Source organism: Haloferax sp. AB510 (assembly GCF_024136985.1).
Taxonomy (GTDB): domain Archaea; phylum Halobacteriota; class Halobacteria; order Halobacteriales; family Haloferacaceae; genus Haloferax.
On sequence record NZ_JAMYJY010000020.1, the window covers coordinates 20239 to 42661 of the forward strand.

General features: G+C 66.9%; 22 protein-coding genes and 1 pseudogene. 13 read left to right on the plus strand and 10 right to left on the minus strand.

Annotation, left to right across the window (positions count from 1 at the left end):
• The first annotated feature begins 100 nt into the window (after positions 1-100).
• Together NKF06_RS05830 and NKF06_RS05835 are read left to right on the plus strand one after the other, a co-directional pair.
• A complete protein-coding gene (locus NKF06_RS05830; protein ID WP_253244805.1) occupies positions 101-787 on the plus strand; it encodes a hypothetical protein in 687 nt (228 codons plus the stop codon).
• On the plus strand, positions 787-1302 hold the full coding sequence (locus NKF06_RS05835; protein WP_253244806.1) for a hypothetical protein: 516 nt from the start codon (positions 787-789) through the stop codon (positions 1300-1302). The genes NKF06_RS05830 and NKF06_RS05835 overlap by 1 nt, the downstream gene beginning before the upstream one ends.
• Positions 1303-1365: 63 nt before the next feature.
• Here the strand turns inward: NKF06_RS05835 and NKF06_RS05840 are convergent, their stop codons facing one another.
• Positions 1366-1578 carry a ribbon-helix-helix domain-containing protein gene (locus NKF06_RS05840; RefSeq protein WP_004976972.1) on the minus strand — a complete coding sequence of 71 codons (213 nt, stop codon included), beginning with the start codon at positions 1576-1578 and terminating at the stop codon, positions 1366-1368.
• 138 nt (positions 1579-1716) lie between these two features.
• On the opposite strand from NKF06_RS05840, the gene NKF06_RS05845 reads away from it, so the two are divergent.
• On the plus strand, positions 1717-2043 hold the full coding sequence (locus NKF06_RS05845; RefSeq protein ID WP_008093396.1) for a hypothetical protein: 327 nt from the start codon (positions 1717-1719) through the stop codon (positions 2041-2043).
• 70 nt (positions 2044-2113) lie between these two features.
• On the opposite strand, the gene aglJ is transcribed toward NKF06_RS05845, so the two are convergent.
• Entirely contained in the window at positions 2114-3022 is a 909-nt protein-coding gene (gene aglJ / locus NKF06_RS05850) for an S-layer glycoprotein N-glycosyltransferase AglJ (RefSeq protein ID WP_253244807.1), read from the minus strand.
• A 111-nt stretch (positions 3023-3133) separates the two neighbouring features.
• Between aglJ and NKF06_RS05855 the strand changes: the two genes are divergently transcribed.
• Positions 3134-4288 (plus strand): glycosyltransferase, encoded by a 1155-nt coding sequence (locus NKF06_RS05855; RefSeq protein WP_253244808.1) that lies wholly within the window; start codon positions 3134-3136, stop codon positions 4286-4288.
• Entirely contained in the window at positions 4285-5355 is a 1071-nt protein-coding gene (locus tag NKF06_RS05860) for a glycosyltransferase (RefSeq protein ID WP_253244809.1), read from the plus strand. The genes NKF06_RS05855 and NKF06_RS05860 overlap by 4 nt, the downstream gene beginning before the upstream one ends.
• 12 nt (positions 5356-5367) lie before the next feature.
• Here NKF06_RS05860 and NKF06_RS05865 read toward each other — a convergent pair whose 3' ends face one another.
• Together NKF06_RS05865 and NKF06_RS05870 are read right to left on the minus strand one after the other, a co-directional pair.
• On the minus strand, positions 5368-6279 hold the full coding sequence (locus NKF06_RS05865) for a glycosyltransferase family A protein (RefSeq protein ID WP_253244810.1): 912 nt from the start codon (positions 6277-6279) through the stop codon (positions 5368-5370).
• Positions 6280-6281: 2 nt separating this feature from the next.
• Positions 6282-7247 carry a hypothetical protein gene (locus NKF06_RS05870; RefSeq protein ID WP_058827319.1) on the minus strand — a complete coding sequence of 322 codons (966 nt, stop codon included), beginning with the start codon at positions 7245-7247 and terminating at the stop codon, positions 6282-6284.
• A 130-nt stretch (positions 7248-7377) separates the two neighbouring features.
• Between NKF06_RS05870 and NKF06_RS05875 the strand changes: the two genes are divergently transcribed.
• On the plus strand, positions 7378-8013 hold the full coding sequence (locus NKF06_RS05875; protein WP_058827320.1) for an FkbM family methyltransferase: 636 nt from the start codon (positions 7378-7380) through the stop codon (positions 8011-8013).
• Positions 8014-8034: 21 nt separating this feature from the next.
• Here NKF06_RS05875 and NKF06_RS05880 read toward each other — a convergent pair whose 3' ends face one another.
• Both NKF06_RS05880 and NKF06_RS05885 read right to left on the minus strand, forming a co-directional pair.
• Entirely contained in the window at positions 8035-9339 is a 1305-nt protein-coding gene (locus tag NKF06_RS05880; RefSeq protein WP_253244811.1) for a sulfatase-like hydrolase/transferase, read from the minus strand.
• Between the two features lie 106 nt (positions 9340-9445).
• On the minus strand, positions 9446-10561 hold the full coding sequence (locus NKF06_RS05885; protein WP_058827322.1) for a glycosyltransferase: 1116 nt from the start codon (positions 10559-10561) through the stop codon (positions 9446-9448).
• Positions 10562-10662: 101 nt separating this feature from the next.
• On the opposite strand from NKF06_RS05885, the gene NKF06_RS05890 reads away from it, so the two are divergent.
• The 6 genes from NKF06_RS05890 (at position 10663) to NKF06_RS05915 (ending at position 19822) form a co-directional block, all read left to right on the plus strand.
• Positions 10663-12069, plus strand: a complete 1407-nt coding sequence (locus NKF06_RS05890; protein ID WP_253244812.1) for a sulfatase-like hydrolase/transferase — start codon at positions 10663-10665, stop codon at positions 12067-12069.
• Entirely contained in the window at positions 12070-13059 is a 990-nt protein-coding gene (locus NKF06_RS05895; RefSeq protein ID WP_253244813.1) for a glycosyltransferase, read from the plus strand.
• A gap of 86 nt (positions 13060-13145) precedes the next feature.
• Entirely contained in the window at positions 13146-13958 is an 813-nt protein-coding gene (locus NKF06_RS05900) for a glycosyltransferase family 2 protein (protein ID WP_058827325.1), read from the plus strand.
• A 10-nt stretch (positions 13959-13968) separates the two neighbouring features.
• Positions 13969-15408 carry an oligosaccharide flippase family protein gene (locus NKF06_RS05905; RefSeq protein ID WP_082677706.1) on the plus strand — a complete coding sequence of 480 codons (1440 nt, stop codon included), beginning with the start codon at positions 13969-13971 and terminating at the stop codon, positions 15406-15408.
• Positions 15409-15605: 197 nt separating this feature from the next.
• Positions 15606-18740: an oligosaccharyl transferase, archaeosortase A system-associated gene (locus tag NKF06_RS05910; protein ID WP_253244814.1), complete on the plus strand. Its 3135-nt coding sequence runs from the start codon at positions 15606-15608 to the stop codon at positions 18738-18740.
• A gap of 113 nt (positions 18741-18853) precedes the next feature.
• Positions 18854-19822, plus strand: coding sequence for a DUF368 domain-containing protein (locus NKF06_RS05915; protein ID WP_253244815.1), 969 nt, complete (start codon positions 18854-18856; stop codon positions 19820-19822).
• A 103-nt stretch (positions 19823-19925) separates the two neighbouring features.
• Here NKF06_RS05915 and NKF06_RS05920 read toward each other — a convergent pair whose 3' ends face one another.
• Both NKF06_RS05920 and NKF06_RS05925 read right to left on the minus strand, forming a co-directional pair.
• Positions 19926-20081, minus strand: coding sequence for a rubrerythrin-like domain-containing protein (locus NKF06_RS05920; RefSeq protein ID WP_115883465.1), 156 nt, complete (start codon positions 20079-20081; stop codon positions 19926-19928).
• A 172-nt stretch (positions 20082-20253) separates the two neighbouring features.
• A complete protein-coding gene (locus tag NKF06_RS05925; protein WP_253244816.1) occupies positions 20254-20808 on the minus strand; it encodes a class I SAM-dependent methyltransferase in 555 nt (184 codons plus the stop codon).
• A 176-nt stretch (positions 20809-20984) separates the two neighbouring features.
• Between NKF06_RS05925 and NKF06_RS05930 the strand changes: the two genes are divergently transcribed.
• A complete protein-coding gene (locus tag NKF06_RS05930; protein ID WP_049905201.1) occupies positions 20985-21173 on the plus strand; it encodes an HEWD family protein in 189 nt (62 codons plus the stop codon).
• A gap of 39 nt (positions 21174-21212) precedes the next feature.
• Here the strand turns inward: NKF06_RS05930 and NKF06_RS05935 are convergent, their stop codons facing one another.
• Together NKF06_RS05935 and NKF06_RS05940 are read right to left on the minus strand one after the other, a co-directional pair.
• Positions 21213-21893 (minus strand): phosphoglycolate phosphatase, encoded by a 681-nt coding sequence (locus tag NKF06_RS05935; RefSeq protein WP_058827330.1) that lies wholly within the window; start codon positions 21891-21893, stop codon positions 21213-21215.
• A gap of 124 nt (positions 21894-22017) precedes the next feature.
• Positions 22018-22423, minus strand: a pseudogene (locus tag NKF06_RS05940) (ATP-binding protein); the annotation flags it as partial.

Consider the following 22423-nt stretch of genomic DNA (forward strand, 5'->3'; position numbering starts at 1 on the left):
GCTCGTCTGTTGCTCCGGCGAGCGCCGACGCGGGAGGCGAGAACCGGGCGCATCGGCCGCGGGGAGAGTCCTTATGCGCCGCGCGCCCCACGATACTGGCATGCCGATGAAAGGTCGCGGCACGTCCGACCTCCGCGAAATCGACCGATGGGATCACGGCGTCGGCTGGCTCGCATACCCCGACGAGACGATGCAGCGGGCCAGTCACGCCGTCGAAATCGACGGCGACGTGTGGCTGTTCGACCCCGTCGATTCCCCTGGCGTCGACGACCTGTTCGCCGAGTTCGGCGACGTGGCCGGCGTCGTGGTCGGACTCGACCGACACAAACGCGACTCGGCGGCCATCGCCAACCGCCACGAAGTGCCGGTCTACGTCGCCTCGTGGATGACCGGCGTCGCCGACGAACTCGACGCGACCGTCGAACGCTTCGGGGCCGACCTCGCCGACTCCGGCTTCGAGGCGTTCCGTCTCGTCGACCGCTCCGTCCCGCCGTGGCAGGAGGTTGGCTTCTATCACGACGGGTACGACCTGCTCGTCATCCCCGAATCGGTCGGCACGGTCGGCTACTTCTGCGCCCGCGGCGAGCACCTCGGCGTCCATCCGATGCTCCGGCCGTTCCCGCCGCGGCGCGTGCTCTCCCGGTACGACCCCGAGCGGCTGCTCGTCGGCCACGGCGCGGGCGTACCCGTGAACGCGGGCGACGAGCTCCGGACCGCACTCGGCAACGCCCGACGAAACCTCCCGAGCGCCTACTTCCAGGCGTTCACCTCGATGCTCTCGAACTGATGTCCGACGACACAACGGCCGTAGGCGACGAAACCACGCCCGGCACCGAGGCTGAGCCTGACCGCGCGACCGACGGGGCGGCCGACGAGTCTGAGCGACAGCGAGTCCACGTCACGCGAGGGCTCGTCGACGTGCTGCTCGATATGGCCGAGGAGGCCGAGCCGACGTCGATGAACCTCGTCCTCGCGCCGACGCCCGCGGGCGAGTTCGACGAGGAGCTCGGTCTCGACCCGGAGACGCCGGTGCTCACCCACTTCTACATGGCCGAAGCCGGTCAGTCCGTGAGCGCCGTCTTCGGGATGGACCTCGGGACGCCCGCCGGACGCGGCCGCGCCCGCTTTCTCACCCACCCGCAGGGACCGTTCGAACTCACGGAGCGCGACGACCTCGCGGCCGTGGTGCTCCTCGCCGTTCCCCCGTGGGAACGACGGACGCTGGCCGCCTTCGACCGCGCCGGGCGGAAGTTGAAACTCATCGTGCTCGACGCCGAACCGCCGCAGGAAGAACTCGACTGAGCCGACCCCGTTCGGCCGGCCGGCGCTGCCGGCCCGCACGCGGCGGCCGCTCGTCTCGGCCGACTACCGCAGATAGCCGAGGTCGGTCAGCTGTTCCGCTATCTCCTGGAACTCCGACTCAGAGAGGTCGCCGCCGGAGCGCTCGTGTTGGATGACGATGCTGCGCAGGAGGAACCGGACGAGGTCGCTCGTACTGGAGAACGTGGTTCCTTCGAGCGTGTCGTCGACGCGAGCGGCCAACTCCTTCGGTATCGAGACCGTCGTGTACTCGGTCATGGCTCGAACGTGGCTCCGGGTGGGGTTAACCCCAACGGTGGGTCGCGAACCAAACGTTTGTCGCGGTTTTTCGGCGCTCACCGGCAGTATCACCGAAGGTCGGGGGTTTTTCCATGCGGGACATCCTATACACGTTCGATGGCCGCGAGACCGCCCCAAAACGACACATCAGAGCCGGACTCAATCGAATTCGGTATCGCCGCGCTCGCCGCCGATGTCGACGCCGCAGACATCGACTACCCGGCAGACGCGAGAGAGATTGCGCGGGCGCTTGACGACGTCGCCGTGCCGATAGACGCCGCGGGCAACACGGTCGCGATAAGCGACGCCCTCGCCGCTGCGCCGAAAGACCGGTTCGACTCCCGCCGCGACCTCTTGGAGACGCTCCACCCCGTGTTCGAGGAGTTCCGCGCCAAGGCGTCGAAAAGTCTGATGGGTCGGCTCCGTTCGCTCGTCCCGTTCTGAGGGCGGTCTCGGTCGATTCACCCGGTTCCGACGGCCCGACGCGAGCCGACGCCGACACTGACGCTCACGCTCACTCCAGTTCTTCGATTTGTTTCATCTGCTCGCGGTGTAACGAGAGGATGAGGTCCGAGAGCACGCCGAACATCAGCAGTTGCACACCGAAGAGGATGCCCGCCGCGGAGACGACGGCGATGACCTCGTGGGAGATAGAGCGGATGAACCACTCGTAGGCGACGTAGCCGGCGAGGCCGACCCCGGTCGCGGTCGACGTGAGCCCGACGCTGCCGAAGTAGAAAAGCGGGTTGTTGGTCTTGGCGCGGCGGTACAGTTCGAGGAAGATGATACCGCCGTCACGGACCGGGTTGAGGTTCGTGTCCGAGCCGTTCGGCCGCGGGTAGTAGGTCGTGGGGACGACCGTCGTCTCGATGCCGCGTTTCGCGCACTCGACGGCCATCTCCGTCTCGATGCCGAAGCCGTCGGAGGTGAGCGTCATGTCGAGGAACGACTCGCGGGTGAACGCGCGGTAGCCGCTGAGGATGTCGCGGAAGTCCTGGCCGTGGATGAACGCGAACGCCCGGTTGATGATGTGGTTTCCGACCTTGTTCAGCCGCGTCATCGCGCCCGGCCGCATGTCGGCGAAGCGGTCGCCGATGACGTGGTCGTACCCCTCGGTGAGCGGTTCGAGCATCTTCGTCGCGTCGCCCGCCTCGTAGGTGCCGTCGCCGTCGAGCATCAGGACGTACGTCGCCTCGATGTGCTCTTCGACCGCCTCCCTGACCGCCTGTCCCTTCCCGCTCCCGCGCTGTACGACGACGTGCGCGCCGGCATCCTCGGCGAGCTCCCGCGTCCCGTCCGTGGAGTCGCCGTCGATGACGAGGACGTTGTGGAACCCCTCGTCTCGGTAGCTGGCGACGACCTCGGCGATAGTCTCCGCCTCGTTGTAGGTCGGGACGAGGACGCAAACGTCCGCGTAGTCCATCAGCGGGACATCCAGCGGGCAGTATAAAAGGACTTCTGGATACGCCCCCGCGAATCCGCGGGGCGAGAGCAACCTACAGCACTTTTATTCTCGGTGGGAAAACCCCACACCATGCGCGCACGCCTCCGTCGCCTCCTCGCCGCGACGTTCGGACTCCTCTCTCTGACCGGGGTGCCCTACCTCGTCTATCTCACGTTGCTCCGGGTCGTCGACACCACGGGGTCGCCCGCCCGGAAGTCCCCGGACGAGCCGACCGTGAGCATCGTCCTTCCGACCTACAACGAGGCGAGCATCATCGAGGCGAAGCTCCAAGACATCCTCGCACTCGACTACCCGATGGAGAAAGTCGAGGTGGTCGTCGCCGACGCGAGCGACGACGACACGCCCGCGGTCGTCCGCGACTTCTTCGCCGGCCGCGACGCCCCCGAACTGACGCTCCTCCACGACGACGAGCGCCGGGGGGTCGCACCCGCCCTTAACGAGGCGTTCGCGGCGGCGAGCAACGAACTGCTCTTCCGGACCGACGCCGACTCGAAGCTCGCCCCGGACGTGCTCCGGCAGGCGGCGGCGAACCTCTCGGACCCGACTATCGGCGCGGTGACGGGCCAACAGTCCGAAGTCCTCGGCGACAGCGAGGTCGAATCGGACTACCGCGGCATCCTCACGAAGATTCAGGGCCTCGAATCCCACCTCGACTCGACGTTCATCTTCCACGGCCCCTGCTTCGCGTTCCGCGCCGAGGACTTCGTACCCATCGACCCCGACTCCCTCGCCGACGACACCGAACTCGCGCTCCGCATCCGCCGGGCCGGCAAGCGCGTCGTAATGGACCCCGCGATGGCGTTCACCGAGTCCGGCGTCTCCGAGTTCTCGAAGCGCCGCCAGCGCAAGGACCGCCGGGCGATGGGCCTGCTCAAACTCCTCGTCCAGAACCGGGACATGCTCGGCCGCTACGGGTTCTACGGCACCGTCGTCCTCCCGTTCAACTGGTGGTTCATGATCGTTTCGCCGTGGCTGCTCGCGGCGAGCGTCGCACTGGCGACTGTCGCCGGCGTCCTCCTCGCGGGCCCGCTCGGCCTCGCCGTTCCGGGTGCCGTCGCGGCCTTCGCGTGGGCCGGCCAGTCTGAACGCCTCGGCCCGCTCCAGCCGCTGTACGCCGTCTTCGACTCGCAGGTGTCGCTGCTCGTCGCCGCGGTCGAACTCCTCCGCGACGAGGGCGACGGCACGTGGGAACTCGACCGGGAGTCGAGGGAGTACTTCGAGTGAACGTTCTCTACGTCACGACGCGGTATCCTCCGCACACCGGCGGCGTCGAGACCCACGTCGCCGAGCTTGCGTCCCGGTTCGCCGCGGCGGGACACGACGTGACGGTCCTCACCGCCGACGCCGAGGGACTCACCCGCTCGGCGGAGTACCGGGAGGGCGTCCGCGTGATTCGACACCCCGGCGTCGCCCCCGGCGGCGCGTTCCACGTCGCCCCGGAGATTCTGGCGACCCTACGCCGTCTCGTCGGCGACGCCGACATCGTCCACGCCCACAACTACCACTCGCTTCCGCTCCTGTTCGCGGCGCTCGGTACCGACGCGGAGACGCCGTTTGTCGCCACCCCGCACTACCACGGCGGGAGCGCCTCCGCGCTCCGGGACAAACTGCTGTCCGTCTACCGGGTTCCGGGCCGCTGGGCGCTCTGCCGCGCCGACGCCCGCATCGCGGTCAGCGGCTGGGAGCGCCGGCAGCTCGAAGCCGACTTCGGCGTCGAGGCGACGGTGATTCCGAACGGCCTCGACGTGGCGCGGTTCGCCGAGGCGTCCCCCGGCCCCGAGTGGGCGGACCGCGACTACCTGCTTTCTGTCGGCCGGTTAGAGGAGTACAAAGGCGTCCAGCACGTGATTCGATCTCTCCCCGACCTCGAGTACGACCTCGCGGTCGCCGGAGCCGGCGACTACGGGTCGGAGCTGAAGCGACTCGCCCGCGAGGTCGGCGTCGAAGACCGCGTTCACTTCCTCGGCTTCGTCGCCGACGAGGACCTGCCGGGGCTGTACGCCGGTGCGGCGGCGTTCGTGACGATGTCGGAGTTCGAGGCTTACGGGATGACGGTCGCCGAGGCGCTCGCAGCGGGCACCCCGTGCGTCGTCCGCAACGCGGGAGCGCTCGTCGACTGGTCCGAGCGCCCCGACTGCGTCGGCGTCGGCATCGACCCCGCGACCGTCGTCTCGGGCGTCGAGCGCGCCGTCGACCTCGACGCGCCGGCCGAACCGCTCCCGACGTGGGAGGACGTGGTCGAACGGACGGCCGCCGTCTACGACTCGGTCTGTCGCGGCGGGTGGCGCTGAGGCCGGCTGTCGCTACGCGTCGCCGCGCCGTCCGAAGAACGCTGTTTCGCCGGCCTCGCCGAGCGATGACCGGTCCACCGTCACGCCGAGTCGGGACTCGTGCTCGGCCGCGGTCGCCTGCACGCGTCGGAGCCGCCTGTCGAACTCGGCGCGGTCCCGCATCGGCGTCGGCGTCGGGAACGACTCGCGGGACGCCGCGACGGGGTACGCGAGGAGGAACGTCAGGCAGTCGTATCCGCGTTTCATCGCGTGCGCGAGCGGCGGGCGCGAGCGTTCGAGCGGACTAGTCGGCGCGGTCGCGGCCCACTTGAGACAGCTCGTCAGCGTGACGCCGCACTGGGCGTCGGCGACCTTCCCCGCGAAGTCCCGATAGCGCATCTCGTCGACGACCGACCGCTCGTAGCCGATGCTCTCGCGGACGGACCCGTGTTCGAGCCGGAGCATCGCGTCGTCGGCCAGCAACCGTCGCCAGAGGTCCCGGTCCTCCGAGGTCGGGAGGTTCCGGTAGGGAATCCGTTCGAGGAGCGACGCGGGCGCGATGTTGAGCCCCTGCCCGTTCAGGTACAGCGGGCCGTCGAACCCCGCTTCGAACGCGTGGTAGATGCTGACGAAGTCGCGGATGCAGTCGTCGTACACGTCGTCGGCGTCCAGTTGGGGCAACACGTAGTCGCCGCGGGCTCGCTCGACCGCGATCTGTCTGTCGCGGCCGAGATGGCGTTCGGGGTCCGCGTCGAGTTCGACGACGCGAAGCGTCTCGTGTCGCTCTTGGAGGTCGCGCAGCAGCGAGACGCTCCCGTCGTCGGAGCCGCCGTCGACGACGAGCACCTCGAACTCGGGCGTGAGCTGGCCGAGGATGCTCTCCAGCGAGCGCTCGAGCGTCTCGGCCATGTTGTAGTTGCAGACGGCGACGGTGTACCGGACCATGCTCAGGCGTAGCCGAGGTCGCGGAGCCGGTCCTTCATCTCCTCGCGTTCCGAGGCGGACGCCGACTCCGCGTCGCCGGCGTGGACCCGCCGCCGGTCGTCGCCGTCCGCGACGGCCCACGGTACCTCGACGAGTTCCGGCGTGCGGATACCCTTCGGGTGGCCGTAGCCCCGAATCTGGGCGGGAAAGACGCGCTCGCCGAGTAAGTTTCCGTGGTCGCTCGTGACGACGAGCCGACCGGAAACGGCGGACCGAAGCTCCTCGACGGAGTCCATCACCAGCGAGAGGTTGTCCCCGTAGGCCTCCCACAGTTCGTCTCTCGAGACGGCACCCATCCAAAGCGCGTCCCACGGCGTTCGGGGTCGCCCGCCGGCCTCGCCGTCGCCCTCGCCGTGGGTCTCGCCCTCTATCTGCCACCCCGCGAACTGGAGAGTTCGTGCGCCGATAAACGGGTGGTGGGGCTGCATGTAGTGGACGACGACGCGCTTGTCGGGGTGCGCCTCGTGAGCTTCGATGGCCGCCTCCGTCACGTCGCTCGGGTGGACCGTCCGGAGTTCGTCGTCGAAGTCGTCGAGCCAGACCTCGTACAGCTCGTGGAACGCGTCGCCCGCCTCCCGCGAGACGTACGGGTTCGCGGTCACGTACACCGTGTCCCCGTACTCGCCGCCGGTGAAGTTCTGCCGAACCCACTCTCGGGTGGTGCTTCCGGCGCTCGTCACGTGTCGGTACTCGTCGTACGCCGACGTGTCGACGCGTTCTTCGAAGAGGTCGACGCGGCAGGCGTCGAGGAGAACGAGCGTGTCCCAGTCCTCGTCCATCACGCGCACGCTGTCGCTCCGGGTGGGAGAGACGTTCGTGTGGAACGGCCCGACGACGTATTCGAAGAACCGCTCGCGCCACCAGAACGTATCGGTGAAATTGCGACGAAGCCCGTCGAGGACGTAGCGGGCTTTATCGAGCACAGCCATGGCTGTGTGCTCTCTGGGGAGAGTATTTATAATCTCTACCTCCGGTCCCGAATCGAGGACGTGACCGCCGCGAAATCACATCTGATAATTTGAGGAGAACAGTTATTACCGGAATGGCGCACCCACCGGTATGCACTCCGTCAACTACATCTACAACAACACGATACGGGAGGCGCTCCCGCGGAAGGTAAGCGAGTTCTCCGGCGTGAAGGTGAAAAAAGAGCGGCTCTTCGACCTGCGAGCCGACCGCCCGAACTACAAGCCGCGGCAGGTGAGCGCGCTGACCGAGCGCGTGGGGGAGACCGACAGCGTCGGAATCATCGGCGGTGGATGGGGCGTCTCGGCGGTCATCGCGGCGGAACACGGTGAGCGCGTGACCGTCTACGAGGCGAGCGACGAGCAGGTCGAACACGTGAAGACGACGCTCGCGCTCAACGGCGCGGACACGAACACGGACGTGGTCCACGGACTCGTCGCAGAGGGACGGAACGTCTACGGCGATAGCTCGGCTGCAGTCGTCTCGCCGGGAGACCTCCCAGCGTTCGACGTGTTGGAGATGGACTGCGAGGGTGCCGAGGTGCCGATTCTCCGCGGTCTGACGTGTCGCCCGCGGGTGTTAATCGTCGAGACTCACCCGAAGTTCGACGCGCCCGACGAGACCGTCTGCGAACTCGTCGAGTCGCTGGGCTACGATATCGCATCCGTGAGGCCCAAAAAAGAGGCGTCGGAGGGAAGCGTCGTCGTCGCGGAGCACTCGCGAGACTGACCGGCGTTCCCGCCTGTGTTCTCAGATGTAGCCGAGCTTCGAGAGCTGGCTCTTCGTCGAATCGGCGAGTTCGCGGTCGGCGCGGGGCGTCCCGACGGTCGCCGAGTCACGGGCGTGTGCGTCGAGTCGCGACCGTGGGTCGACGCCGCCGGGGTCGGCGTACTCGACGAACCCGCTCACGTCCTCGTGACCGTAGTACCCGGCGAACGCGATACCCCGAAGCTTCTCGTCGTACCGCTCGACGTCTCGGGCCGGGAATCCGTTCTCCCGGAGCTGGTCGAACGTGAGCGGGCGGAGCCCGTGGAACTCGGTCATCGCCTCGCGGTCTGACGGGAGGGCGCGCAGGTCGTGGCCCGCCGTCTCCGCGGGGGCGTCCACGTCACAGAGCCCGAGCACGGTCTGGAACACGTCCACGAGACTCGCGGTCTCGCGGACGGTCTCTCGTCCGCCGCGACCGTCCGAGACGACGAGCGGGACGTGGGTCAGCTCGTCGTAGAGCCCGTAGCGGTGGCCGGCGAGGTCGTGTTCGCCGAACAGCTCGCCGTGGTCGCTCAGCGTGACGACGACGTCGAACTCGTCGGTGAGTTCGTCGAAGATGTCGCGGTACACCTCCGAGAGGTACCGCGCGCAGTCGTTATACGCCCGCCAGAAGAGCTCGCTGTCGAAGTCGCCGGCGAGCACCTCCTCCGAGTCGGCGTACATGTCCACGCTGCGCGCGTCGGTCGTCGCGTACTCGGGCGGTGCCCAGTACGGCGAGTGGACCTCCATCAGGTTGGCGAAGAGGAACTCGGACTCGCCGAAAGACCACGAGCGGAGCTTCCGCAGGAAGTGCGCCGCGCCGTCGTCCTCGGCGCGGAACATCTCGTACCCGGCTTTCAGCGACTGCAGGGTTCGACTGTCGCCGTCCAGCACCGCGCGAACTACCGACTCTGGGTACCGAAGCGGCCCCGAGAAGAACCCGTCTTTGCTCCAGTTGTACGTCTCCGGAAGCGCGTTCAGGATGTGCCAGCCGTACTCCGTCTCGTCGAAGCCGCGCGTGAACTCGAACAGGTGTGATATCAGCGGGTTCGCGCTGAAACACCGCGTCCTGTAGCCGGCGTCGGAGAGCAGCCCCGCCAGCGTCGGTCGGTCGTCCGGGAGGTACTCGTGCTGCGAGTGAGCACCGACCTCGCTCGGGTACGCGCCCGTGAACAGCGAACCGTGGGCCGGAACCGTGTAGCTCCCGGTCGAGTACGCCTCCTCGTACCGGACGCCGGGAAGCCAGTCGAAGTGCTCGTCGAACACGTCCTTTCGCATCGTGTCGAGGACGATGACTGCAACGTTCATCAGCCTCACAGCGACGGTTATCCGGCATAAGACCGAGGGCCTAGTTATCAGATCTGGTACTCTGGTGTCATCCCGACGAGTGGTCCCGGCGTGACCCGGGTGGGTGTCACTCCCAGTCGCCGGTGATTTCCGCCCGTTCCACCGCGTCGTCGACCACGCGTCGCATGTTCCGCCGGAACGCCTCGACACCGAACCGGTCGGCGAACGCGGATATCTCCTCGGGAGTCCACGAGACGCCCCGCTCCGAGAACTCGGCCACCGCGGCCTTGATGTGCTCGACGCCTCGCTCGTAGACGTACCCGTTGTCGCCCGGCGATATCTGAACTCGCGTGAACCCGTCGTCGACGCCGAGAACGGGCGTCCCGGCGGCCATCGCCTCGATGGGGACGATACCGAAGTTCTCGGACCGCGTGTTCATGAGGAGCGCCCGCGCGTGGCTCATGAGCGCGCGCTTGTCGGACTCCGAAACGCGCCCGGCGAAGACGACGTTCGACGACCCGGCCGCGAGTCGTTCCAGTCGCTCCCTGTCCGGGCCGTCGCCGGCCACCACGAGCGTCTCGTCGAGGTCGGTGAACGCCTCGACGACCTCGTCGATGCGCTTGAGATGGTGGAGCCGCGAGAGGACGAGGTAGAACTCCTCCTCGGGGACGACGGCCGTCCGGTCGGTCTCCGGGGAGAACTCGTCGACCGCGACCGGTGGGTAGACGACGCTGATTCGGTCCGAGTCGACGCCCCAGTGGACGTTCAGTCGGCGCTCCGTGAGTTCCGAGTTGACGACGTAGCGGTCCGGAGTCGGTCGCTGTGTGTAGAGCACCCGGCCGCCGAGCGCGTACGCGAGTCCGGCCGTCGAGTCGATCTCCTCTTGGAACCGGTCGGTCTGCGCCCGCGGCGTCGCGTGGATGTACTGAATCGACACCTGTCGGTCCATCGGGATGTACCACCCGGGCGCGAGGCCGCTGCCGATGATGACGTCGGCGTCGTGGAGCGCCTCGACCCGAGACCAGACGAACGCGTCCGTCACCTCGCTCGGAATCGGCGTTCGCGCGAGCGCCCGAGAGAGGAGCGAGTCGGTGGTGCGAACCGTGTCGATGTCCGAGGGGACGGCGGCGTCCCGGTCGATGTCGGTGACGATGGGCGCGTCGAAACACCGCGCGAGCGCGGTCGTCACGCGGTCCGCACCGCCGCTGTTTCGATACTCGGTCTGGGCGATACGAACGTTCATCTATCGACCGACGGGTCGGCGAAAAAGCGGGAGACGGTCATCATACGTTGGGTGTTACTTCTTCGGTCGATTTATTATAGTTCACCGTTTTCATCGCGCAAATGCGAAGCGTAGTCCTCATCTGTCTCGACACCGTCCGAAAGGACTATTTCGACAGATACGCTCGACGAATTCCCCAGCGGGCAGACGTCTCGTTCGAGGAGTGTCGAGCGGCGAGTTCGTGGTCGGTTCCCAGTCACGCCAGCATCATGCTGGAATCACTCCCCCACCGACACGGGGTCCACGACTACAACCGCGGCTACGACGGCATCGATCCCGACGACACCTTCCTCAGCCGACTACCGGACCACGAGTCGCTCGGGGCCAGCGCGAACGTCTACGCCTCGTCCGCGTTCGGGTTCAACGAGCTCTTCGACGAGTTTCTGGAGGTTTCGCCCGACCGTCGGTACCCGAAGGGGATTCACGTCGGGCGGTTCGGCTACGACTTCGACGGCGACGGGATACGGAAGTACCTCGGTTTCATCCCCGCGGCACTCACGCACGACTACCCGGTACAGAGCTTCCTGAACGGCGCGTCGGTAGGCATCGAGCGGATGGTCGAGAAGCTCCCCGTCCCGACGCCGTTCGACGACGGTGCGAAGATAATCTCCAAGGTCGGAGCCGACGCCGTCGAGCGAACCGACGGTCCGTTCTTCCTGTTTACGAACTTCATGGAGGCGCACGCGCCGCACCGCGCCGCCGCCCACTACGACTCGGAGCTGTACTCCGCGCCGAACACGTGGGACTCCAGCGCGTTCGACAAGTGGGACATCAACCTCGGCGGTGAGGCCGGCCTCGAAGCCAACGAGAAGCACGTCACCTACTACCGCGAGCTGTACGGCGCGGCCATCGAGTACCTCGACCGTCAGGTGTCGGCGTTCATGGACCGGGTCCAGGCGGCCGCCGACCACGAAGTGACGTTCATCGTCACCGGCGACCACGGCGAGAACCTCGGAAAGGAGGAAGACGGCTACCTCCTCGGTCACGACAGCAGCCTCTCCGAAGGGCTCGTCCACGTCCCGTGTTACATCGTGAACCCGCCGGAAGGGTACGACGAATTCGAAGACGAGCTGTTTTCTCATCTCGGTCTCGGCGAACTCATCGTCGGTCTCGCGAACGACGAGACACCCGACGTGTTCGAAGACCGCATCAGCGCCGAGCTGGTCGGCAGCACGAACGCGAGTCCGCCCGAAGACGCCGAGTACTGGACGCGGATGCTCCGAAGCGTCTACCTCGCCCCCGACGAGAAAATCGTCTGGGACTCGCTCGGAACCGGCCTGCGATACGAGCGGCGGGCCGACGGTGACGGCTGGCGTGAGGTCGGCGAAACCGACGAGTTCGAGGTGTTGGACGAGGCGCTGTTCGACGTGCCGATAGCCGAGTACCAGCAATCCGCGGCCGCCGGCGAGCAGTCCGCCGACGTCCATCAGGCCACCCGTGACCGCCTCGAGGAACTCGGTTACCTCTGAATGTCCATCGGAATCGTCACCGAACCGGACTGGGGTCTCGGCGGAATCGGCGTGTTCGGCGAGGAGGTGTGTCCCCGACTCTTGCGCCGCGAGGGGACGGTTCGCATCGAGGTCGACCGAAACGGGGTCCGCTCGCTCCCGTTCCCCTCGGTGCTGACGTACGGGAAGCGCTGGCTGGTCGGCTCGAAGCTCCGCGACCGAATCGCGGCGTCGGATGCGGCGGTCGTCTTCCTGCCGGACCACCGGTACCTGACGTTCGACCCGGGGTCGGTCCCGCAGACGGTGGTCCCGTACGTCCACGACATCCTCCCGGTGACGACGCTGTTTTCCGACGTCCCGTCGACGCTCTTCGCGCGGCTCTACACCCGCCGACTGTCCGCGCTCGACGCCGCGATTTGCGCGAGTCGGTTCACGGCGTCCGACCTCCGACTGCGGACGCCGTTCGACGGCGAGACTCCCGTCGTCTACCAGGGCGTCGACCAGCTCCCGTCGAACCCCGAAGAGACGTTCGAGTACGACCTCGTGTACGTCGGCTCGACCATCGACCGGAAGAACCCCGCGTTCCTGTCCGACTGCTTCGCCGCCGCGGAGGAGGCGGGGTTCAGTTGCGCGGCCGTCACCGACCGCGACGCAGAGCTTCCCGGAGACCGCTTCTCGGAGGTCTCGGCGGAGTCGCTCGGCGCGCTGCTCGCCGGCGCGAGGTTCTACCTGCACCCGTCGAAACAGGAGGGGTTCGGCCGTCCGCCGGTCGAGGCCCAACAGCTCGGGACGCCCGTCGTCGGGCTCCGAACGCCGATAAACGAGGAGGTGCTGGGCGAACCGTCCGAGGCGTGGCTCCCGATAGAGACGCCGACGGACCTCGTCGAAGTGCTGCGCGGCGACGGCGTCGACTACGAGGCGCTGGAAGCGCGCTCGGCCGAGAACGCGGCCCGCTTTTCGTGGGAGACGACCGCGGACGAAATATTCGACGTGCTGAGACGTTACAGATAGTCGTCGAGATCGAAAATCCAACCTATCTGGTGTTCGTTTTATTTCGATTCGAAACGTCTATTGAACAAGTGCGGAAATGACACGCCATGGCCGAGAACGCGCGGGGACTCTCCGTACTCATCCCCACCAAAAACGTCGGGGGGACGCTGCGTCGGTGTCTGGAGAGCGTCGCGGACATCGCCGACGAAATCGTCGTCTTGGACTCCTACAGCGACGACGAGACGCTCGATATCTGCGCCGAGTTTGACACCCGGGTCATCCAAGCCGAGTTCCGCGGGTTCGGTGAGCTTCGAAAGCGCCTCATCGACGAGGCCGAACACGAGTGGATATTCTTCATCGACGCGGACGAGGAGGTCTCCGACGAGTTGGCGCGCGACATCGAGCGCGTGCTTCGAGACGGGCGAGACGGCCTCTACCGCGTCGGCCGGACGAACAAGATGTTCGGGTCGTGGATGAAAGACATCGGCGGCGACCCGCTTCGGCTGGGGCCGAAAGCCGCGTTCGCGGTGCCCGACGACGTCGTCCACGAGGTCGTCGAGCCCGCGCCGGGGTACGAGGTCGTCGAGTGTCTCGGCGTGTTGCGGCACTACACCTACGAGTCGATAAGCGAGTTCTTCCAGAAGTTCGACCAGTACACCTCGCTGGAGGCCCTCGAAATCGTCACCGAGGGGAAGTCGCCGTCGCTGTGGCGCTACGCGGCCAAAGGGTTCGCGACCGCCGGCCGGCACCTGATTCTGGAGAAAGGTATCCTTGAGGGCTACGCCGCCATCCTGTTCGCCTCCTTCTCGTTTCAGTACCGGCTCGTCACCTACGGCAAGGTCCGCGAGTTAGAGGCCTTCCGGCGAGAGCACCCGGACGACTGGGAGCAGGCGTGGTTCGAAACGAGATGTAGCCGTTGAACGCCCAGAGATGAGCAAGAGCAAATCACTCAAGATGGGCCGAGAGGTGATTCTCAGCCTCGGCTCGGACGTGGTGATGAGCCTCATCGGGTTCGTCGGTATCGTCGCGTTCGCTCGGCTGCTCGGCGACGTCGGCCTCGGCGAGTACCGTACGGTCGTCGCCGTGGCGATGGTTCTGGGACAGGTGGCCAACGGCACCGGCTGGGCGATTCGCAAGCGCGTCAGCGAAGTCGGCGTCGACCCACGGGACTACCTGAGTACGGGGCTCATCTTCCACGCGGCGTTCACGCTCTGTCTGCTCGTCGCGTTCGCCCTCTTGAACCCGTTCGTCGTCGACTACTTCGGGAGCGTGGAACTCGCCTACGCCGTCGTCCTCCTCGTTGCCGCGCTCGGCGTCTTCGAGATACTCACCCACCTCTACGCCGGCCTCGGCTACCCCGCGAACGCGTCGTGGATAGACGCGGTGCGGAGCGTCCTGACGCTCGGGTTCCAGATACTGTTCATCGTCTGGGGACTCGGCTCCTTCGGCGTCGTCGCGGGGCTGGCGGTGGCGACGTTCGCGAGCGCGGGGATCACCGCCGTCGTCGCGAGCGTCTACCCGCGGATTCCGACTTGGAGCAGCGTGAGCCGACTGTACGAGTTCGGTAAGTGGAACGTTCCGACCCAGCTACTCCGGTCGTTCGACTCCCAACTCGACGTGCTCATCCTCCGGCTCGCGGTCGGCGCGGGACCGGTCGGCATCTACACCGCGGCCGCGACCGCATCCATGCCGGGCACGATGCTGGGCGGGTCGATAAAAGACGCGCTGTCCGTGAAGTCGAGCGGCGTCTCGTCCAGCGGCGAGCCGATACGGGCGGACCTCGTGAACTCGGTCTCGTACGCGGGGCTGCTCTCGATTCCGATTTTCTTCGGCGCGGCCGCCATCCCGCGGGAGTTGATGGTCACCGTCTTCGGCGGCGACTTCTCGGCCGCCGGGCCGGCGCTCGTCGGCCTCACGTTAGCGCCGGTCGCCGGGGTGTACATCGGGGCGTTCGAGGCGGCGGTCGAGGGAATCGACAGGCCGGAAGTCGCCCTGCGAATCAGGCTCGTCTCCACGGCCGTTCACCTCATCCTGTCGTTCGCGCTCGTCTGGCAGTTCGAACTCCTGGGCGTCATCGCGGCGATGGTGCTGACAAACTGGCTCGTCCTCGCGGCGTACCAGTTTTTCGCCCACCGGCACCTCGGCGGCGTCGCGGTCACCAGACCGATGCTCGCGCAGTTCGCGAGCGGAGCCGTCATGTTCGCCGCCGTCGAGCTCACCACGAGATACGTCGTGACCATCACCAGTTGGGTCTGGCTGTCGGTGGTGCTGGCGGTCGGCGTCGTCACGTACTTCGGGTCGCTGATCGTCGTGAGCCGCCACTTCAGAGAGACGGTCTACGGCTCGCTACAGGACGTGCTGGAGGGGTGAACTACCGGCGTCCGGTCGCGTCGATCCCGCGATTGCGTCCCTGCCTCTCCGGCGCGGGTCGCCGCTCGTTCGGCCGCGAAACCGCGACTAGACGACCGTGAGAACCCACGAACTGTTGGTCTCACCGGGAGATAGCCCGTCTCGGCGATGAAACCGAGTCATAAGGCTTATGCGGGTTTTCCCAGTCCATCGAAGCGATGAGCGCAGACACAGAGCGCATCGAGGACCCCGACTCGAAATCGGTCCTCGACCTCGCTAAGGACTGGTATCACGTCCCCGCCCTCCTCGTGATACTGGTCGCCATGTTGGCCGTCCGTCTTCGGTCGTATAGCAATTTCATCAGGGACGGTGACGTCCTCTTTTCGGGGAACGACGCCTGGTACCACCTCCGTGAGGTGACGTACACCGTCCAAAACTGGCCGTCGACGATGCCGTTCGACCCGTGGACGTACTTCCCGTTCGGGACGAGCGTCGGCCAGTTCGGGACGATTTACGACCAGATTATCGCGACGGTCGCCCTCGTCGTCGGCCTCGGCAGTCCGTCGGCCGACCTCGTCGCCAAGACGCTGCTCGTCGCCCCGGCGGTCTTCGGGGCGCTCGTCGCCATCCCGACGTTCCTCATCGGCCGCCGTCTCGGCGGTCGCCTCGGCGGCATCTTCGGGGTCGTCATCCTCGCGTTGCTCCCCGGGACGTTCCTCCAGCGCGGCCTCGTCGGCTTCGCCGACCACAACGTTGCCGAGCCGTTCTTCCAGGGCTTCGCGGTCGTCGCGGTCATGATCGCCCTGACGGTGGCGAACCGCGAGAAACCCGTCTGGGAACTCGTTGCCGCCCGCGACTTCGACGCCCTCCGTTCCACGCTTATCTGGTCCGCGCTCGCGGGCGTGGGCATGGCGCTCTACATGTGGGCGTGGCCGCCGGGCGTTCTTCTGGTCGGCATCTTCGGCCTGTATCTGGTCCTCCAGATGGTCGCCGACTACGTCGGCGGGCAGTCCCCGGAACACGTCGCGTTCGTCGGTGCGGTCTCGATGCTCGTCACCGGCCTCCTGATGTTCGTCCCGCTGACCGACTTCTCGTTCAGCGTGACGAACTTCAGTCTCCTCCACCCGGTCATCTCCTTCGGCGTCGGCGCGGGCGCGGTCGTCCTCGCCGGTCTGGCCCGCTGGTGGGAGTCCGCCGACGTCGACGACCGCGGCTACCCCGCCGCAGTCGCCGTCCTCGGCCTCGTCGCAATCGGTGCCATTTCGGTCGCTCTCCCGGCTGTGTTCGACAGCCTCGCGGTGAACTTCCTCCGCACCGTCGGCTTCAGCGCCGGTGCGGCGACGCGCACCATCGGTGAGGCACAGCCCTTCATCGCCGCGAACGTCCTCCAGAACACCGGCATGACCGCGACGGAGCGCATCATGTCCGAGTACGGCTTCACGTTCTTCACCGGCCTCGTCGGCGCCATCTGGCTCGTCGGCAAGCCGCTCGTCCGTGACGGTGACACCCGGAAAATCGGCTACGTTGCCGGCAGCCTCGCCGCCTTCGGCGTCATCTTCCTGATTCCGGCCATCCCGGCCGGCATCGGCGGGCTCCTCGGCCTCGAATCCTCGCTCGTCAGCCTCGCCATCGTGACCGCACTCATCGTCGGCGCGGTGCTGCAGGCCGACTACGAGAGCGAACATCTGTTCGTCCTCGTCTGGGCGGCCATCATCACCTCGGCCGCCTTCACGCAGGTCCGCTTCAACTACTACCTCGCAGTCGTGGTCGCGGTGATGAACGCGTACCTTCTCCGCGAGGTGCTCTCGCTCGGCATCATCGACCTCGCCGACACCGACCGCCTCGACGACGTGTCGCTCGGAACCGTCGCGGTCGTCGCTATCGCCCTGCTTCTCGTTCTCACGCCGGTGCTCGTGGTACCGATTCAGCTCGGCAACGCCGGCACCAGCAACAACGCCATCGAGTCCGCCCGGACCGGCCCGGGCACGGTGACGCAGTGGCAGGACAGCTTCGAGTGGATGCAGACCAACACGCCCGAAGAGGGAGAGTTCGGTGGCGCATCCAACGGGATGGAGTACTACGGAACCTACGAACGGACGAGCGACTTCGACTACGCCGAGGGAAGCTACGGCGTCATGTCGTGGTGGGACTACGGTCACTGGATAACCGTTCTCGGCGAGCGCATCCCGAACGCTAACCCGTTCCAGCAGGGCGCGACCGAGGCGGCGAACTTCCTCCTCGCACCGAACGAAGCGCAGGCCTCCGACGTCCTCGCCGACATGAGCGAGGAGGGTAACGAGACCCGCTACGTCATGGTCGACTGGCAGATGGCCTCGACCGACTCCAAGTTCGGTGCCCCGACCGTCTTCTACGACGAGTCGAACGTGTCGTCGTCCGACTTCTACGGCCCGATGTACCGACTGCAGGAACAGGACGGACAGACGAGAATCGCCGCCGTGTCGAACCTCAAGGACCAGCGGTACTACGAGAGCCTGATGATTCGGCTCTACGCGTACCACGGCAGCGCCCGTGAGGCGTCGCCCATCGTCGTCGACTGGGAAGAACGAACGTCCGCCGACGGCGAGACCACGTTCAAGGTGGCGCCCTCCGACGGACAGCCGGTCAGAGTGTTCGACAACATGACCGCCGCTGAGGAGTACGTCGCGAACGACCCGACCTCGCAGATCGGCGGCATCGGAACGTTCCCCGAAGAGCGCGTCGCCGCCCTCGAACACTACCGCCTCGTGAAGTCCTCGAACAGTTCGGCGCTCCGCTCGGGGTCGTACCAGAACTCGCTCGTCCGCGAGGGGAACACCTACGGCATCCAGCCGCAGGCGCTCGTCCCCGACAACCCGTCGTGGGTGAAGACGTTCGAGCGCGTCCCCGGCGCGACGGTCGAAGGCAGCGGTGCCCCGGCCAACGCGACGGTGACCGCGCGCGTCCAGATGCGCGACCTGACCACGGGAACGAACTTCACCTACACGCAGCAGGCGCAGACCGACGCCGACGGTGAGTTCACGATGACGCTCCCGTACTCCACGACCGGCTACGGCGAGTACGGCCCGGACAACGGCTACACGAACGTTAGCGTCCGCGCGACGAGCGGCTACACGTTCACCGGCCCGACGACGTTCGCCGGGAACAACACCGTCGTCAGCTACCAGGCGCAGAACGTCGCCGTCGAGGAGGGCCTCGTCAACGGTGCCGAAGACGGTGCCGTGGCGGTCACCCTCGAACGGAACGAACAGGAGTTCGACCTGACGGAGAACTCCGCTTCGAACGACTCGCAGACGAACGAGTCGGCGTCGACCTCGTCGTCGGTCGACGCGAGCGCGGTCTCGGTCGCCGCGTAGATTCGGACCGGAACCGGTCCGCGCGCCGTCCGCAGTTTCCACGCACTTTTTTCGCGCGACGGTCCGCAGAGCGGTGGACTGATATCCTTCCCGAGAGAGCATCCGACAACGAAATGTCGAGGAACTCAGACGGGGCGACACCCCGTTTCTCGTTGCTTCTCATCTACCTGAAGGGCATCTGTATGGGTGCCGCCGACGCCGTTCCGGGCGTCTCGGGCGGCACTATCGCACTCATCACGGGCATCTACGAACGGCTCATCAGCGCGGTGACGGCCATCACGCCCGGTCGAATCAAGCGCGCCCTCGGCGTCGTCGTCCCGGGACGCCGGGCCGACGCCGTCGCGGCGATGCGCGAGGTCGACATCGGCTTCCTGTTGGCGCTCGGTGCGGGTATCGCCACCGCCATCGTGACCGTGATGCGCGTACTCCACATCGCGCTCAACGAGGCACCGATCCCTACCTACGGCTTCTTCTTCGGGCTCATCGCCGCGTCGGCGGTCGTCCTGTACGCGCAGGTCTCGCTTGACGGCCCGCGACAAATCGCGGCCGCCGTCGCCGGGTTCGTCATCGCCTTCGTCGCCTCGGGCGGGGGTGCCGGGGTCGCCGGACACTCGCTTCCCGCGATTGCGTTCGCCGGCGGCATCGCCGTCAGCGCGATGATTCTTCCCGGCGTCTCGGGGTCGCTCCTCCTGTTGATTCTCGGTCAGTACGAGTACATGACCGCGACGCTCAACGCGTTCGTCGACAGCCTCGTCGACGTCGTCGGCGGCGCGCCGCTGTCGGTCGTCATCGAACCGGGGACGGTCGTCGTCACGTTCATGCTCGGGGCCGTCGTCGGCCTGTTCAGCATCGCGCACGTCGTCCGCTGGGCGCTCGAACACCACCGCCGAGCGACGCTGGCGTTCCTCGTGAGCCTCATCGTCGGGGCGCTCCGCGCGCCGGTCGTAAAGAGCACCGAGGAACTGGTCGACGCGGGGCTGTCGTGGACGACAGAGCTCTACGCCGCGTTCGCCGTGGCCGCGGTCGTCGGCGCAGCGGTTGTCCTACTCGTCGACCGGTACACGGGAATCATCGAGTCCTGAGCGGGGCCGTCGCGGCGGACGGCCGCGGCGTCCCGGTGAGAAGGAAGTCGATTGGCTGTTCGGACGCGATACGCTCACGGACTCGCGCGGGCGACGGCGGCCCTCACTCGCGGGCGACGGCGATGTTCCGAACCGACCCGCCGCAGTCGGGACACTCGGACAGGTGAGACCCACTGACCGTCCGCGTGCGACAGGAGCGACACTCGTAGTACCCCTCTGTCGGGTGATAGTCGTCGATGACTGAATTATGTAATGCCATGTTATTAGTTGGCACGGTTCTCGTGGTAAGCGTTGTCCTGATATTCAACAAATTACTCTAGTATGTTAATATTTACAACCTCATTAGTTCGGGAGGTGGAACTATATCCACCACATAGCACCTTAGATTACAATTCTTGTGAGAAAATATCCCATCTGCCCTGTCGGTCGTGTCAGCGCCGGGCGACGCAGACGAACGTCTCGCGGCGCGTCTCACCGTGGGAAACGGTGAAGCCGACCGATTCGAGCGCGTCGGTCGCGTCGCCAAGACCGAAGCGCTCGTCGAGCGGCGGCCCGTCCTCCCCCGACCCGGATGTGGACCAATCGACCACGACCACGGTACCGCCGGGACGGACGACGCGGGCGAGTTCTGCGAGCGCGTCGTCGGTGGCGAACTCGTGGTAGGTCATCGTTGAGAACGCGGCGTCGAGGTGGTCGTCGTCGAACGGAAGCGATGCCACGTCGGCCGTGACGAACTCGACGTTGTCGGGTGCTCCCTTCTCGCGATAGTAGTCATGCATGACCTCCTGTACGTCCACCGCGTAGAGCGTGCCGACGTATGGGGCGACTTCGTCGGTGTAAAAACCGGTGCCGCTGCCGAGGTCGGCGACGACCCGGTCGGGAGCGACGCCGAGGTGCGAGAGCAGTTCCTCTCGGGAGGCGAATCGGAACCGCGCGGAGTCGTCGAGTTTCGCCGCCCTGTCGGCGTCGAAGGTGTGAAAGCCCATGGATGCATTCCGCGCCCCGGCCCGTAAGTCCCATCGGTTCCGGAAGATGCGTGTTCGGCGCGTACACAACTGTCCCGGTGGGTTCGCTCCGGCGGCGAGCGTCGGGTGCCGAGCGGGCCGACCGCGAAACTGCCGACGGCGATGGGCTTTTTTGCCCGGCAGTCAGTCTCACACGTATGGAACCCCAACTTCGACGACCGACGCGACGCGTCTGCGAGCGCTGCGGTCGGGTGGAACGCTGGGACGACGACGCCGCGACGTGGGTCGTCGCCGAAGAAGACGGCGAGAAACGGGTCGGAAGCCCCTATTGTATCCACGAGTGGGACATCAACGGCCGCTTCGCTCCCTTCGAAGAGCCGGCCTGAGACGCCGACGAACTGCGCGCGCGGTCGTCGGCTACGCCGCTACGCCGCGTCTTCTTCCCGGAGCGATTCGAGCACCGAGAGCGTGCCGTCCATGTACGACTGTTCGAGCACCGTGTCGGCGGCCTCCCTGGCCACGTCGTCCGCGTTGGCGACGGCGAACGAGCGACCGGCGACGCGGAACGTCGAAGCGTCGTTGACGCTGTCGCCGACGGCGACGAACGCCGCCGGGTCGTAGCCCATCGTCTCGCAGACGCGTTCGAGGCCGACGCCCTTCTCCACCCCCGGAGTCTTGATGTGGTACGCGTAGCCGGTGTCGATAACTTCGAGGTCGAACTCGTCAGCGACCTCTCGGAGGAGCGCCTCGTCGGCGTCGAGGCGGGCGATAATCTCGGTCTCGCGCCAGCGGTTCGCGGTGTCTGCGGCGTCCCACCCGAGGTCGCCGCCGCGCGCGACGAACTCGTCAGCGGCGGCCTGCGCGGCCTCGCGGTCGCCGGTGAACGTCACCTCGCCGTCGGCGAGGACGACCCCGCCGTTCTCCGCGATGACCGTCTGCGGGAGGCCGAGGTAGTGACACAGCGAGACCGGATAGGGAAACGCCTTGCCGGTGGCGAGGATGACGGGCGCGTCCCACGTCGGGAGCACCTCGAACGCGCGCGGGTCGAGGCGGCCCTGCGCGTCGGTGAGCGTCCCGTCGATGTCGAGTACGAGCGGCGGAACCATACCCGGAGTTGGGAGACGGGGGAAAAAGATTCAGCGGTCGGGGAGAAGCGCGCCGCAGGACGGCCCGAGCGGGTCGTCGCTCTCGTAGGTCGCGGGGGGCGCGCAGGTCGCCACCTCCCACGGCTCAGCGCTCGGCGTCGTCCAGCCCGCGGAACGCCAGCGTCGAGAAGTTCGGGACGGGGCGCGTCGCCGGCCGGCCCGGCCCGTCGGTGGAGTCGCCGTCGGAGACGCGGCGGACGATGCCGAGGTCCGAAAGTTCGTAGAGGACGCGTCGGATGGTCGCGGGCGACAGCGACACGCGCGGCGACGCGGCGACGTTCTCGGTCGCCGTCGAGACGGAGGCCGTCTCTTCGTCGTCGAGCGCGACGAACGCCCGGAGGACGCGACGGCGGCTCTCGGGGAGCGCGAACACGCGCCCGAGCGAACAGCCGTCGTCGGGGACGGCGTCGATGCCGGCGCAGACGTACTCGGTGTCGAGGGCGTCCGCGCCGTCGGCGGCGGCCAGCGTCGCCGCCCCGTAGAGCGCCGAG

What these genes read in the sequence shown, in the direction of transcription:
- NKF06_RS05875 (WP_058827320.1), top strand. Translation starts at nt 7,378, where the DNA reads ATGCACTCCGTCAACTACATCTACAACAACACGATACGGGAGGCGCTC.
- NKF06_RS05830 (WP_253244805.1), top strand. Translation starts at nt 101, where the DNA reads ATGCCGATGAAAGGTCGCGGCACGTCCGACCTCCGCGAAATCGACCGA.
- NKF06_RS05880 (WP_253244811.1), bottom strand. Translation starts at nt 9,339, where the DNA reads ATGAACGTTGCAGTCATCGTCCTCGACACGATGCGAAAGGACGTGTTC.
- NKF06_RS05885 (WP_058827322.1), bottom strand. Translation starts at nt 10,561, where the DNA reads ATGAACGTTCGTATCGCCCAGACCGAGTATCGAAACAGCGGCGGTGCG.
- NKF06_RS05895 (WP_253244813.1), top strand. Translation starts at nt 12,070, where the DNA reads ATGTCCATCGGAATCGTCACCGAACCGGACTGGGGTCTCGGCGGAATC.
- NKF06_RS05900 (WP_058827325.1), top strand. Translation starts at nt 13,146, where the DNA reads ATGGCCGAGAACGCGCGGGGACTCTCCGTACTCATCCCCACCAAAAAC.
- NKF06_RS05935 (WP_058827330.1), bottom strand. Translation starts at nt 21,893, where the DNA reads ATGGTTCCGCCGCTCGTACTCGACATCGACGGGACGCTCACCGACGCG.
- NKF06_RS05845 (WP_008093396.1), top strand. Translation starts at nt 1,717, where the DNA reads ATGGCCGCGAGACCGCCCCAAAACGACACATCAGAGCCGGACTCAATC.
- NKF06_RS05855 (WP_253244808.1), top strand. Translation starts at nt 3,134, where the DNA reads ATGCGCGCACGCCTCCGTCGCCTCCTCGCCGCGACGTTCGGACTCCTC.
- NKF06_RS05915 (WP_253244815.1), top strand. Translation starts at nt 18,854, where the DNA reads ATGTCGAGGAACTCAGACGGGGCGACACCCCGTTTCTCGTTGCTTCTC.
- NKF06_RS05840 (WP_004976972.1), bottom strand. Translation starts at nt 1,578, where the DNA reads ATGACCGAGTACACGACGGTCTCGATACCGAAGGAGTTGGCCGCTCGC.
- NKF06_RS05910 (WP_253244814.1), top strand. Translation starts at nt 15,606, where the DNA reads ATGAGCGCAGACACAGAGCGCATCGAGGACCCCGACTCGAAATCGGTC.
- NKF06_RS05870 (WP_058827319.1), bottom strand. Translation starts at nt 7,247, where the DNA reads ATGGCTGTGCTCGATAAAGCCCGCTACGTCCTCGACGGGCTTCGTCGC.
- NKF06_RS05930 (WP_049905201.1), top strand. Translation starts at nt 20,985, where the DNA reads ATGGAACCCCAACTTCGACGACCGACGCGACGCGTCTGCGAGCGCTGC.
- NKF06_RS05865 (WP_253244810.1), bottom strand. Translation starts at nt 6,279, where the DNA reads ATGGTCCGGTACACCGTCGCCGTCTGCAACTACAACATGGCCGAGACG.
- NKF06_RS05835 (WP_253244806.1), top strand. Translation starts at nt 787, where the DNA reads ATGTCCGACGACACAACGGCCGTAGGCGACGAAACCACGCCCGGCACC.
- NKF06_RS05890 (WP_253244812.1), top strand. Translation starts at nt 10,663, where the DNA reads ATGCGAAGCGTAGTCCTCATCTGTCTCGACACCGTCCGAAAGGACTAT.
- aglJ (WP_253244807.1), bottom strand. Translation starts at nt 3,022, where the DNA reads ATGGACTACGCGGACGTTTGCGTCCTCGTCCCGACCTACAACGAGGCG.
- NKF06_RS05905 (WP_082677706.1), top strand. Translation starts at nt 13,969, where the DNA reads ATGAGCAAGAGCAAATCACTCAAGATGGGCCGAGAGGTGATTCTCAGC.
- NKF06_RS05920 (WP_115883465.1), bottom strand. Translation starts at nt 20,081, where the DNA reads ATGGCATTACATAATTCAGTCATCGACGACTATCACCCGACAGAGGGG.
- NKF06_RS05925 (WP_253244816.1), bottom strand. Translation starts at nt 20,808, where the DNA reads ATGGGCTTTCACACCTTCGACGCCGACAGGGCGGCGAAACTCGACGAC.